11 protein-coding genes are annotated in these 13,450 nt (G+C 49.1%); 8 read left to right on the plus strand and 3 right to left on the minus strand.

Annotation, left to right across the window (positions count from 1 at the left end; genetic code table 11):
• Window positions 1-29: 29 nt before the first annotated feature.
• Window positions 30-650, minus strand: a complete 621-nt coding sequence (gene ruvA, locus PREMU_RS05050) for a Holliday junction branch migration protein RuvA (protein ID WP_007573613.1) — start codon at window positions 648-650, stop codon at window positions 30-32.
• A gap of 209 nt (window positions 651-859) precedes the next feature.
• Here ruvA and PREMU_RS14925 point away from each other — a divergent pair, with 209 nt between their 5' ends.
• A complete protein-coding gene (locus tag PREMU_RS14925) occupies window positions 860-1,021 on the plus strand; it encodes a hypothetical protein (protein WP_007573614.1) in 162 nt (53 codons plus the stop codon).
• A 126-nt stretch (window positions 1,022-1,147) separates the two neighbouring features.
• Window positions 1,148-2,047, plus strand: coding sequence for a diaminopimelate dehydrogenase (locus tag PREMU_RS05055; protein WP_007573617.1), 900 nt, complete (start codon window positions 1,148-1,150; stop codon window positions 2,045-2,047).
• Window positions 2,048-2,085: 38 nt separating this feature from the next.
• Here PREMU_RS05055 and PREMU_RS05060 read toward each other — a convergent pair whose 3' ends face one another.
• A complete protein-coding gene (locus PREMU_RS05060) occupies window positions 2,086-3,705 on the minus strand; it encodes a ComEC/Rec2 family competence protein (RefSeq protein WP_007573619.1) in 1,620 nt (539 codons plus the stop codon).
• 165 nt (window positions 3,706-3,870) lie between these two features.
• A complete protein-coding gene (tpx, locus tag PREMU_RS05065) occupies window positions 3,871-4,371 on the minus strand; it encodes a thiol peroxidase (RefSeq protein WP_007573621.1) in 501 nt (166 codons plus the stop codon).
• 313 nt (window positions 4,372-4,684) lie between these two features.
• On the opposite strand from tpx, the gene amrB reads away from it, so the two are divergent.
• From amrB to PREMU_RS05095, 6 genes are all read left to right on the plus strand, one after another.
• On the plus strand, window positions 4,685-6,178 hold the full coding sequence (gene amrB, locus PREMU_RS05070) for an AmmeMemoRadiSam system protein B (protein WP_040558011.1): 1,494 nt from the start codon (window positions 4,685-4,687) through the stop codon (window positions 6,176-6,178).
• Between the two features lie 32 nt (window positions 6,179-6,210).
• Complete coding sequence (gene amrS, locus PREMU_RS05075; RefSeq protein WP_040558641.1) at window positions 6,211-7,077, plus strand: AmmeMemoRadiSam system radical SAM enzyme; 867 nt, start codon at window positions 6,211-6,213, stop codon at window positions 7,075-7,077.
• Between the two features lie 53 nt (window positions 7,078-7,130).
• Entirely contained in the window at window positions 7,131-9,338 is a 2,208-nt protein-coding gene (locus PREMU_RS05080; RefSeq protein WP_007573624.1) for a sodium-translocating pyrophosphatase, read from the plus strand.
• Between the two features lie 25 nt (window positions 9,339-9,363).
• Window positions 9,364-10,200, plus strand: coding sequence for a metallophosphoesterase family protein (locus PREMU_RS05085; RefSeq protein ID WP_007573625.1), 837 nt, complete (start codon window positions 9,364-9,366; stop codon window positions 10,198-10,200).
• A complete protein-coding gene (locus tag PREMU_RS05090) occupies window positions 10,181-10,870 on the plus strand; it encodes a hypothetical protein (protein ID WP_156803967.1) in 690 nt (229 codons plus the stop codon). Before PREMU_RS05085 ends, PREMU_RS05090 begins: the two co-directional genes overlap by 20 nt.
• Window positions 10,871-11,334: 464 nt before the next feature.
• Window positions 11,335-13,395, plus strand: a complete 2,061-nt coding sequence (locus PREMU_RS05095) for a S9 family peptidase (protein WP_007573627.1) — start codon at window positions 11,335-11,337, stop codon at window positions 13,393-13,395.
• Window positions 13,396-13,450: the final 55 nt, after the last annotated feature.

Raw genomic sequence — 13,450 nt, forward strand, 5'->3', positions numbered from 1 at the left:
GTATGAACGCCTCGCGGAGCCTCACTTGTTTATTTTATTTTCTTCAGTGCTTCTTTAATGATGGCCTCCACCGGCAGATTGGGCTGTGCTGTGAGAATCTCGGTGATGATTTTTGCTGACGGCGCGGGCGAGAAGCCAAGCATGGTCATCGCCGAGACGGCCTCGTCTTTCACGGCCGTGTTCACCGCCAGCTTTGAGCCGTGCTGCTTGGCCACATGCAACTCGTTGGCAATGCCTGTGGAGACAATCTTGTCCTTAAGGTCGAGGATGACACGCTGTGCAGTCTTCAGGCCGATGCCCTTGACGCTCTTGATGAGCTTGTCGTCACCGTTGGCGATGGCGTTGCACAGCTCGGCCGGCGTCAGGCTGGAAAGCATCATGCGGGCGGTGTTGGCACCGATGCCCGATACGGAGATGAGCATGCGGTAGAGCTCTCGCTCCTGCTTCGTGGCAAAGCCAAAGAGTGTGAAACTGTCATCGCGCCCGCCGGTAGTGAGCTGTTCATGGACGAAGAGCTTTACGTCTTTCTGCCCTTGTATCTTTGTATAGGTCGTCAATGAGATATTGAGTGCGTAGCCCACGCCGCTGGTCTCCACCACTGCCAATGTCGGCGTGAGTTCGGCCAACGTACCTTTGATGTATTCTATCATGTGTTTATAGTCTAATAAAACGTTTTATCCTTTTCTTATAAACGCATGTTCCTCTACATTATTGTAAAGGCATGATAAATTGGGTGTGAAGCAACCGGATCGCCATTACAGTGTAATCGAGTTGCCATTACAGTGTAAAGGCAATGCGATTACAGTGTAAAGGCAATGCCATTACAGCGTAAAGGCAATGCGATTACAGTGTAAAGGCAATGCCACCGCTGAAGCATTCAGAATGGGATTTGGAGCTGAACAATATCATCGGAAAGGATCGGATGGAGCGCAACTATGTGGGGCAGACACTGCAGACGACAACACTTTACCGGTTGCGTTCGCGTGAGATCATGGTGAGGTACAGCTTTGATATTCAGTGACCTGAGACGTCTGGAAAATGTTATGTTTCCATAAAAAGACTGCGGTAGAGTTGCGATTTACAAGATTATCGCTTACTTTTGCATACAGCTAACAATCATCACAAAGAAATAACAACCATATAAAAGATGAAGAAAATAAGAGCAGCCGTAGTAGGTTACGGAAACATTGGCCGCTTCACGATAGAGGCTTTGGAGGCGGCACCTGATTTTGAAATTGCCGGTGTCGTGCGCCGTCAGGGCGACAAGGACAAGCCGTTGGAGCTCACTCCCTACGAGGTGGTGGACGACATTCAGAAGCTCAATTATGTGGATGTGGCCATACTCGCTACACCTACTCGTCTCTGCCCTGAGTATGCGGAGAAGATCACGAAGCTTGGTATCAACACTGTTGACAGTTTCGACATCCACACTTCCATCCTCGATTACCGCACGAAGCAGATGGAAAACAACAAAGAAACGGGTACTGTGAGCGTCATTTCCGCCGGATGGGATCCGGGCAGTGACTCTGTGGTGCGTGTGCTTATGCAGGCCCTTGCACCGAAAGGCCTGAGCTATACCAACTTTGGGCCAGGTATGTCAATGGGCCACTCGGTTGTGGCACGCTCCAAGAAGGGCGTGAAAGATGCCTTGTCGATGACGATTCCCCTTGGTGAGGGCATCCATCGCCGCATGGTCTATGTGGAGTTGGAGGACGGCGCGAAGCTTGAGGACATCACTCACGAGCTAAAAGCTGATGACTATTTCGCACATGATGAGTTGCATGTCTTTGCAGTCAACAGCATCGACGAGGTGAAAGATATGGGTCACGGCGTACACATGACACGCAAGGGCGTGAGCGGTAAAACACAGAACCAGCGCCTCTCTTTTGATATGAGTATCAACAATCCGGCACTTACGGGGCAGGTGCTCGTCGACGTGGCGCGCGCTTCCATGAGGTTACAGCCGGGGTGCTATACCATGCCTGAGATTCCCGTCATCGATCTGCTGCCGGGTACACGTGAGGAGATCGTCGCAACTCTCGTATAGGAAATGTAGAGACAGCATACGGTAAGCGTCTTGTGCGCTCAGGCATGCTGTCCTCCTTTCTTCGCGAATGCGTCGAGTTTCTCTAAGTCTTTTGTTTTTCTTAGATACAGAGCAAGGGTGTATGCTATGCCTACAAGGACATAGATGCACCCTGTTTCTATGCCATTGAGTTGAATGCCCTCTATGCTTGCGCCAGGCAAGGAGGCGATGAGACTCATTGATGTATTGAGAAAGGTGGCAATTCGGTCGAGGATTGCTAATATAACACCATTGACCAATGGCAGCAAGGTGGTGAGAAACGCCATGATGGCACCATAGATAATAAGTGTCGCACAGGGAATGACAATGAAGTTGGACAGCAGAAAATAGCAGGGAAAGCGTCCGAAATAATAGGCCACCAGCGGTGCCGTACCTATTTGTGCTGCCAAGGACACAGAGACCATGCTCCATAAGTAGTGGATGGGGCGTGCGATGAAAACAGGCCAACTTGCCGTTCTTGCCGCTGACAACAGTTGGTAAAAGGGGTTATAGAAAATCAATATGGCAAGCACCGACATGAAGGACAGCTGAAATCCTACGTCCCATACACATAGCGGGTTGGCTATTGTCAGTACAATGGCCGCGAGACTAAGCGTGTTGAGTGAGGCGTTGTCTCTCCCTGCCACTATACAAAGCGAATAGATAGAGAGCATGACGGCGGACCGAACGACACTCGCGCTCATTCCCACCAACATCACATACGTCCAGATAGCCATGAAAATAACAGCTTGGGGGAGCCAATGCCGCCTTTTTCTGATTCCCGTTATTAGTGTTAAAACAAAGTAGATGATGCTTAGGTGTAGTCCTGACAAGGCAAGTATATGGGAGGCTCCTGAGATGGAGTAATCGTTTTTAAGCTCCTTGCTCAGCGCATGTTTGTCGCCCAAAACCATTGCGGCTACGACGGCAGAAGGAGCGTCTTTGCTGTTGTGAAGTCTTAATTGATGGACGAGTATCTGCCTTTTCTGCATGGCAAAGAGGCGCATTCGCGACATCAGGGACAGAGATTTGAGGTTGACCTTTGCTGGTTGCCAATTGGAATAATAGACGAACGTCTGTGCCCTGAAGCCGTGGGCATGGAGCCATCGCACATAGTCGAAATGGCCTTGGTGAAAATTTTGCAGGGGTTCCATGATGGATTGTGCCCTGATTCCACTGCCGAGTTGAATGTATTTCCAGTCGTTTGTTATTGTATCGCGGAGGAAGGACGCCTTGATATGGATGGCGTGTGTTATGGGTCTGCCATTGATGGCAGTGAGGGCAAGGTCGCAGTGGAGAGTTTTTCCTTTCACTTGCGGCTCAGAAGTCACTACTGCCTCGTAGTCCTCGTATTGTTGTTGCTGAAAGGGGAACGCTGTTTTACGGTCAGCTTGGTCGGCGATTGCCATGCCGGTGAAAAAGATGGCGGTAAGAAGAAAACCGCTTTGCGTGTATGGTCGATCCTTGAATGCAAGCTCAAGGAGAAAGCTGAGCGCTACGATAGAGAGCCAAATCCATTCCGACCATGACGGCAAGGCGGGCACAGACCGCATGATGCCATCGCCTACAATAATGCCAGCCACTAACATCACTGCTACGCGCAGGAGGGGTTGGGTTTGCAGATAGTCGGGGAAGGTCATCTCATCACATCGTTAGGTTGTAAAGTAATAAAGAGTAAAGGGCTGCCCTCGAAATCGTTCTCACCCTTGAGTGTCAGCTTGTTGGCTGCCTCATATGGGAGGGAACGGCTACAGGAGCTGCCCGTATATTTTTCTTTTCAATGCCGGATCTCTCGGCATTGTGATTTATTTTAGTGCTGCGAGTGCCGACGCATAGTCGGGTTCCTCTTCGATTTTCTCAACGAGTTGGGTATAAATCACCTTGCCTTTCTCGTCTACAACGACAACGGAACGGGCTTGCAGGCCGCGCATGGGGCCGTCAACAATCTGTGTGCCATATTCCTTACCAAACTCAGGAGAGCGGAAGAGTGAAACGGGCACGACGTTCTTCAGACCCTCTGTGGTGCAGAAACGTTGTTGCGCGAAGGGCAAATCCTCTGAGATGCAGAGCACGACGGTGTTGTCGAGTTTTGAAGCATCAGCGTTGAAATGACGTACGGAGGCTGCGCAAGTGGCGGTGTCGAGACTTGGGAAAATATTCAGTACTACACGTTTGCCGCGCAGGTCGCTGAGATGGAGGCTGCTGAGGTCACCTTTGGTGGCCTCGAAATCGGGGGCTATACTTTCTTTTGCGGGTAGGTTGCCGATGGTGTTCATCACATTACCCATTAAACTAACTTTTGCCATAATAATGTGTTATTTCATATTTAGGATTGATTATTCAATCTGTTTGTATTTGCAAAAATACAAAACTATCTTTAGACCCGTGACGTTTATCGTTTCTTTTTAACTTAATTTGTTATTATTACAATTTTCAGCTGTTGTTTTGAGGTATATATTGCCTGGTTTTAGGTTTGTTTTCTGGATTCGTAAACGACGTAAGGTGACGCTCTTAGAACAAGGCGAAAAATTAACAATAAAAACCGGAGAAAAATGTTGTTGGGAATGGAAAAAAGACCTATATTTGCAGCAGAGTACTAAGAATGACCTAAGCCTGGAAATGATGCGGAGAATCAGTATTGTTTTTGTGGCTCTTTTAACAGGAGTATTGGCTATGGCACAGAATGTCAGACAGATGGCTGTGGCGGGTCAGTTTTATGCTGCGTCACGCCAGGATTTGCAGAGCGACTTGGAGAAATGCTATGCGGAAGGTCGTGGACTGTTAGCCCGCTCAGGTGTCGTCGTTGGCGATAGTGCACGGGTTCAGGCCGTCATCGTGCCCCATGCAGGCTATGTTTTCTCAGGTAGTGTGGCGGCTTCAGCTTTCGCCAGCATTCCCAAAGATGCGTCTTATCAACACATTTTCTTATTAGGTCCGTCTCATCACGTGGCTTTTGATGGCGTATCGGTGTGTAGTGTGTTTGATGCCTACCGCACTCCATTGGGTGATGTGGCGGTGGACACAAAGCTCTGTAAGGAGTTGATGCGCCGGAGTCCGGTGTTCACTTATGTCTCTTCAGCCCACGACCGTGAGCATTGTCTGGAGGTCCAGTTGCCTTTCCTGCAATATCGGCTGGCATCGCTGCCTCCCATCGTGCCGATGATCATCGGCACGCAGGACTTTGCCACACTGAAGAAGATGGCAGAAGTCCTCATGCCTTATTTCACGCCTGATAACTTGTTTGTCGTTAGCAGTGATTTCAGTCACTATCCATCCTATTCCGATGCCCTTACCGTTGACAGAAACAGTGGCGAGGCCATCACTACGGGCAGGCTTGACAAGTTTGTAGAGGCCCTGCGGGAGAACGAATGCCGGGGAGTGGACAATCTCTACACGAGTGCATGTGGTCAGAGTGCCATTGCTGTGCTGTTGATGATGGCCGCTGCTTCTGTAGAGAATCCGCCGTCTATTCATCACATTGCTTATCTCAACAGTGGTGATTCACCTTATGGAGGGAAGAAGGAAGTTGTGGGCTATCATGCCTTCTGTGTGCTCCGAAACAAAATGGAGAGGAAAGCGTCCCATGCAGACTCACTGTTGACCGAGAATGACAAGCAACAGTTGCGAAATGTGGCCTGGAATGCGATCTTACCGGAGAACCGCCACGTAAAGGTCGTGCCGACTGAGATATTTGAGCGGAAGTTGGGCGTATTTGTGACGCTGACCGAGCATGGGAAGCTTCGTGGCTGTATCGGTCACTTCGGTGAGGATGTTCCTTTGGGAATGTTGACGCAAGAGATGGCGCATGCCGCTGCCTTTGAAGATCCGCGGTTTCAGCCCGTCAGCGTGGAAGAACTCGATGATATTCAGATAGAGATCAGCGTACTTACTCCTTTGAGACGTATCCGGAGCATAGATGAGTTCCACTATGGTAAGCAAGGCATTTATATGCGTAAAGGCTGGCGAAGCGGTACTTTTCTGCCGCAGGTGGCCGATGAAGTCAATTGGACGAAAGAGGAATTCCTCGGACATTGCGCCCAGGATAAGGCCGGCATAGGGTGGGATGGCTGGAAGACAGCGGAGCTGTATACTTATGAGGCGATCGTTTTTTGATGTTTGTTACGGCAGAGTCGAAATATATGGATATGATACAGTGCAAATATTATGATACGATGAAGTCGGGAGATGTAGTCTGTCGATTGTGTCCTCATAGATGTGTCATTCCTGAGGGGCGGACAGGTCTTTGCCGTTCGCGAAAGAATGTGAGAGGATTGCTATACTCGCTTGTCTATGGCAGGCCTTGCGCTATCGCAGACGATCCTATTGAGAAAAAACCGCTTGCGGCCTGGCACCCTGGCACCCGTTGCCTTTCCATTGCCTGTACGGGATGCAATATGAGATGTCCGAATTGCCAGAATGCGGACATCTCGCAGGTCGCCCCTGACAGTGTGCCATCTTATGACTGTTCACCGGAGAATATTGTGGACTTAGCTTGGAGCCATCACCTGTCTACCATTGCCTATACCTATACCGAGCCTTTGACGTGGTATGAGTATGTCTATGATACATCACGGCTGGCTCATGAGCGGGGGCTATACAATGTATTGGTCAGCGCTGGGTATGTCAATGAAGAGCCTCTGCGGGCGTTGGCTCCGTATCTTGATGCTGCCAATATCGATCTTAAGTCATTTTCTAATGATGTGTACCGGACGTTTAATAAGGCATCGCTTGAGCCGGTGCTCCGTACGTTACTCATTATGCATGAGATGAAAGTGCATTTGGAGATCACGCTATTGCTTATTCCAGGCATCAATACTGAGGCGTCGATGCTTCACAAAATGTTTGCTTGGTTGGTGGGAAATGGACTGGCGGAATGTCCCCTCCACATCTCCCGTTTCTTTCCAAGGTATCAGATGCGGGAAGCCCAGCCCACGCCGATGATTGACATGCGAAAAGCCGAGGCCATTGCCTGTGATGAGGGTATGGATCATGTCTATTTAGGTAATGTGTGAAGCAACAATAGTCAACCCATTAGCTTACAACAATTCTTTAAACTAAAAACTTTATGCAAGACATTCCATTTATCTTTTGGCTTATTCCTTTGGCCTCTGTGACGGCTCTTTTTATGGCGTGGCATTTCTTCAGCAGGATGATGCAGGAGGAAGAAGGCACTGCCCGCATGTGTGAGATTGCGGGTTATGTACGGCGTGGTGCTATGGCGTATCTCAAGCAACAGTACCGTGTAGTGTTGATTGTTTTCATCGTTCTTGCCACTATTTTCGCTGTGATGGCCTATGGTTTCCATGTGCAGAACCCATGGGTGCCATTCGCTTTCCTCACCGGTGGCTTCTTCTCTGGACTTGCCGGTTTTTTCGGAATGAAGACAGCAACTTACGCCAGCGGGCGTACGGCCAATGCCGCACGACAAGGGCTTGACAAGGGCTTGAAGATCGCCTTTCGGTCAGGTGCCGTTATGGGGCTTGTCGTTGTAGGCCTTGGATTACTGGATATAGCCGTGTGGTTTCTTGTTTTACATGCGTTTTATAAAGGCGCCCAGGGGGCGCTTATCACAGTTACCACAACCATGTTGACTTTTGGCATGGGTGCTTCCACGCAGGCTCTCTTTGCCCGTGTTGGTGGGGGTATTTATACGAAGGCGGCTGATGTAGGAGCCGATCTCGTGGGAAAGGTCGAAGCAGACATTCCTGAAGACGACCCCCGTAATCCAGCTACCATTGCCGACAATGTAGGCGACAATGTAGGCGATGTGGCAGGAATGGGTGCCGACCTCTACGAGAGCTATTGCGGAAGTATCCTCTCCACGGCAGCGCTTGGAGCTACGGCTTTTGCTGCATCGAGTGGTGGTATGCAGCTCAAGGCTGTTATCGCTCCCATGCTCATCGCTGCAGTGGGCGTGTTTCTTAGCTTGGCCGGAATTTTCATGGTACGGACAAAAGACGGTGCCTCAATGAGAGACTTGCTCCGTTCGCTCGGCCTGGGCACCAACACCTCGGCAGTATTGATCGCTGTGGCAACCTTTGTCATATTGTATTTGCTTGGTCTCGACAACTGGTTGGGTATCTCATTCAGCGTACTTGTGGGACTGGCGGCAGGTGTCATCATCGGACAGAGCACGGAGTATTACACTTCACAAAGCTATACCCCTACAAAGAACATTGCCGGTGCATCGCAGACCGGTGCGGCAACAGTGATCATCAAGGGTATTGGCATTGGCATGATATCCACCTGCATTCCGGTTGTCACTATCTCTGTGGCGATTATGCTGAGTTATCTCTGTGCCAACAGGTTTGATTTGAGCATGAGTGCGCATTCGATCCAGTCGGGGCTCTATGGCATCGGCATTGCCGCTGTGGGTATGCTCTCTACGCTTGGTATCACCCTGGCTACCGATGCTTATGGTCCTATCGCCGATAATGCCGGTGGAAATGCGGAGATGAGCGGCTTGGGCGAGGAAGTACGTAAACGTACGGATGCCCTTGATGCCCTTGGCAATACGACGGCGGCCACAGGAAAAGGTTTCGCCATTGGTTCAGCGGCACTGACGGCACTGGCTTTGCTGGCTTCGTATATTGAAGAAGTAAAGATTGCCATGGTGCGGGCTGTTGACCATGGACAGCAGTTCTTGGACAGTATGGGCACGGTCTTCGACCCGCATTCAGCAACGGTAGCTGACTTCATGGAGTTTTTCCAAGTCAATCTGATGAATCCCAAAGTGCTGGTAGGCATGTTTATCGGCAGTATGGTAGCATTCCTCTTTTGTGGCCTGACGATGGGGGCCGTGGGCAGGGCCGCGGGCAAGATGGTGGAGGAAGTGCGCCTGCAGTTTCATACTATCAAAGGCATCCTTGAAGGAAACGCCACCCCTGATTATGGTCGTTGCGTGGCCATTTCCACGCGCTCGGCACAGCATGAAATGATTATCCCATCGCTTCTTGCTATTGTCATTCCGGTCATTGTAGGCTGTGTGATAGGTGTTGCTGGTGTGCTTGGACTACTTGCCGGCGGACTTGCCACAGGCTTCTCACTTGCTGTGTTCATGGCCAACAGTGGAGGGGCCTGGGACAATGCTAAGAAAATGGTTGAGGAAGGCGCTTTCGGAGGCAAAGGTTCAGAATGCCATAAGGCCACAGTAGTAGGTGATACGGTTGGTGATCCTTTCAAGGACACGTCAGGCCCATCGCTCAATATCCTCATCAAGCTCATGTCTATGGTCAGCATCGTCATGGCAGGGCTCACCGTGGCGCTGTCTTGATACTTAATGGAAATAAGACAAAAAGATGCAGCTTTCCAGAATCCCGTTTTCCTTTTTAAGGCTTGTCTTTCTTTGCATACTCGTCCTTTCCCTTGTTGCTTGCGACAAGGGAATGTTCGACGTGCACCCTTATGATACCCACTACAAAGGAGGAATCAATCTCAATGCTACTAACATCTCTCTCATTGAGAGTCGTTATCGTAACTGTGATACGCTTCGTGTGGCCTTCATCAGCGACACGCACCTATGGCATAAAGAGTTTCGTGAAGAGGTGAAGTCCATTAATTCCAACGACAGTATTGACTTCGTTGTCCATTGTGGTGACTTCACTGACACCGGTACTACGCGTGAGTTTGAGTGGGGCTGGAACATTATTAAGAAGCTTAACAAGCCTTACGTAGTGTTGATAGGCAATCATGACTTCTTAGGTACAGGTGATGAGGTATGGAAGAAGGAATTTGGGACAGCTCTTGACTTCTCATTTATCGCGGCGAGAACTAAGTTTATTTGCATCAATACCAATGCAACTGAATATGACTACATGGCTGCAGTACCCAACTTCGACTATATACAGCAGCAGTTTTATGCAGATTCAGCCGACTTCGACCGAACGGTATTCGTGATGCATGCTTGTCCGGGGAGCGACCAGTTCAATAATAATGTGAAGGGTATGTTTGACTATGTGATTAAACTTTTTCCTGGATTGCAGTGCTGTATCTATGGTCATGACCATTCCCGGACGGCTATTGACATATTTCATGATGGTGTGATGTGGTATGGCATCGACGCCGCCGTTCACCGAAACTATCAGATTTTTACCTTCACTCCCAATGGCTATAGATATGAGACCGTGCATTTTTAAGCATCCCGCTATCAACAGACGTAGGCAAAGTACAGATCGATGGCTGTTGTTGGGCATTGCTCTTTTGGTTTCGTTCACGGCATTGGGGCAAGACAGTATTTCTGACAGCCGATACGATCGCCGTGTCAACCGTATGCGCCATTATTGGGCAAGTCTGATTCCCACGCAGGTTGTCGTTCAGAATGCTGGCAACATGGGGCTGCTTTCCGCCGGAGTGGGCTGGTCCTATGGGAAGCGGAGCCAGTGGGAAACGCAGGTACTGTGGGGGGTTATTCCGAAATACAGTAGTACGCGCGCACATATCACCAATACGGTCAAACAGAACTATATCCCTTGGAGTGTCAGTTTCAACGACTATATCTCTTTGGAGCCTCTTCAAGTCAGCGTCTATCTTAATACTGTTTACGGTCATGAGTTCTGGAAAAGTCAGCCGGGGCGCTACCCCGATAGGTACTACGAAGCGCTCTCTACCAAATTCAGACTCAATGTGTCAGTAGGACAACAGCTGACTTTTAGCTTCAATCCAGAAAAATACTATTTCAAACGCATAAAGTTATTCTACGAGTTCGGATCGTGCGACTTGTATATCCGCTCCCTCCTCATGGGATCTTCTATTTCTTTCTGGGATATTCTTGGCTTATCGTTAGGCATTAAATTGGAAATGCTGTAAAGAAAGCCAATTAGAATTGTTAAACTTCAATGCCATTATTTTTATTAATCCAATAGATGCGGCATTTACATATTAGGTTATGCAACTGTTATCCATTTGCCTTTAGTTGCTTAGTTTATTAATTTATTAGGGTGTCTCGTTCGATGTACAAATTTTCAAAGGACTATTTTGCTATTCAGGACATTAAATATCGGTTCAGGACATTAAATATCGGAGTGTCATATTAACAACTCAAAGGGTGATTTCGGTTTCTGTTCTTCGGAAGAACCAACACCATACCCTTCGGTTACGGGCGGCCACAGGGGTCGCCCTTGCAAGGATACCCTGTCTTAACGATTTTTCCCCTTCACATGCGTAGTTTGAACTATAAATTCGACCATTATCTTGGGCAATCGCATTTCGTTAAAATGAATAAATTCATTAACTTTGTATTTCAAAAAGCGTTTTATAACATCAATTGTAATATGAATCATCCATTCATTTTCATGTTGGCTCTTCCCTTTCTATGTTTGGGAGCCAAAGCCCAAAAGCATGCGTTTACCATTGAGGATGTCTATCGTGTCAAGTCTGCTTATGGACCATCCGTATCGGTAGGTGGTAATATGGCTTACACGCTCAGTTCTTCTGACCTTGCCAAACAGAAATCTACCTCTGACATTATCGTCGCCAATGGCCAGGCCTTGACGACGGACGGCAAGAGCTATGCGCCGCAATGGAGCGGTGATGGCAAGTTTATTTATTACACCTCGTCGCGCAGCGGATCAGCGCAGGTGTGGCGTGCTGAGGCTGGCAATCCATTGGTCTCCGTACAGCTGACTGATTATCAGCTTGGTGTACAAGGAGCTGTGGTCTCTCCCGACGGACGCTACATTGCTTTCGCAGCAGAGGTAGACCCCAACTTGAAAGACACTGACGGCTCACTCAACAAGGAGGCCAACGAGGCCAAACGTAAGAATCCCATTCAGGCTCACGTCAGCGACCACTTGCTTTTCCGTCATTGGACGGATTATACAGATAGTAAGTACTGGCATATCATTGTCTTTGACACCATGAATAAAACCTATACGGATGTTACGCCTGGGAATTATCATTCTCCAGTCTTCTCACCTTCGGGTCCGTCCGGATTTGCATTCTCGCCTGACAGCAAGGAACTTTGCTATCTGAGCAACCATGATGCCAATCCGGCAGCAAGCACTAACTGTGATCTTTGGACAGTCCCGGTGACAGGTGGTGAGACCAAGAACCTCACGGCCGAAAACAAAGCGTGGGATGGATCTCCACAGTATTCACCCGACGGCAGGTACATCGCCTATCGCTTCCAGCGCACACCAGGCTATGAGAGCGATCGCTTTATCTTGGGCCTTATTGATCGCAAGACTGGTCAGAAGCGTGTGCTGACGGAGGCTTTCGACAATTGGGTGGATAGTTACCAATGGTCAGCCGACTCCAAGAAGATCTATTTCCTTGGCGAAGTACGTGGAGCTGAGCCGCTCTATGAATTAGATGTGAAGAACGGAAGGATGCGTTGTGTCATCGCCAATAAAGCTATCTCCGGCTTTGATGTCGACCGTAAGGGCAACATTTACTTTGCTTTTTCCACTACAGGGAAGCCTTCCGCTATCTATCAGACTACAGTGAAGAATCCACGTAAAATCACGCAGGTGACCCATTACAACGATGCCTTTGAGGCTGAAGTCGACATCCGTCCCTCGGAAACAATGTGGGTGCAGGGTGCTGACGGTGATTCTGTAGAGGTGTTTATCGTCAAGCCTCACGGTTTCGATGCAACGAAGAAGTATCCTCTCATTATCAACGTCCATGGCGGGCCGCAGATGCAATGGATGAACTCTTACCGTGCCGACTGGCAGGTCTATCCTGGTGCCGGATATGTTGTGGCCTATCCCAATCCTCACGGCTCTACGGGCTATGGACAAAAGTTCTGCCGCGACATCAGTGGGTCGTGGGGTGGACGTCCTTTCATTGATGTGATGAAGGTAACCGATGCTCTTGCCCAACTGTCGTATATCGACTCTACACGCATGGGTGCCATGGGATGGAGCTATGGCGGCTATTTCATGAACTGGTTGCAGGGACATACCAAGCGCTTCAAATGCCTGGCTTCGATGATGGGACTGTATGATCTCCGCTCTATGTGGGGTGCTACGGAAGAACTTTGGTTCCCCAACTTTGAGTTAGAAGGGCAGCCGTGGAACTCAGAACTGTATAAGAAGTGGAGCCCGTCGGAGTATGTGAAGAACTTTTCTACGCCGACTTTGATCATCACTGGAGAACGCGACTACCGTGTGCCTTACACACAGGCGTTGCAATATTTCTCTACGCTTCAGACTTTGGGCATTCCAAGCCGTATCATTGTCTTTGACAACGACGGTCACTGGCCCAGCAACCTTAAATCGATGCCGCTCTATTACAATGCCCATTTGGAATGGTTCCATCAATATCTTGGTGGTGCGCCGGCCCCCTGGCGCACGGAGGAAATGGTGAAGCGTACGCCTTACAGCCATTGATTCCTAATCAGATATAAATAATAATAGAAAAAAGGAGATAAGCTCTGCCGAGACA

Origin of the sequence: Hallella multisaccharivorax DSM 17128, assembly GCF_000218235.1 — a bacterium.
Lineage (GTDB): Bacteria > Bacteroidota > Bacteroidia > Bacteroidales > Bacteroidaceae > Prevotella > Prevotella multisaccharivorax.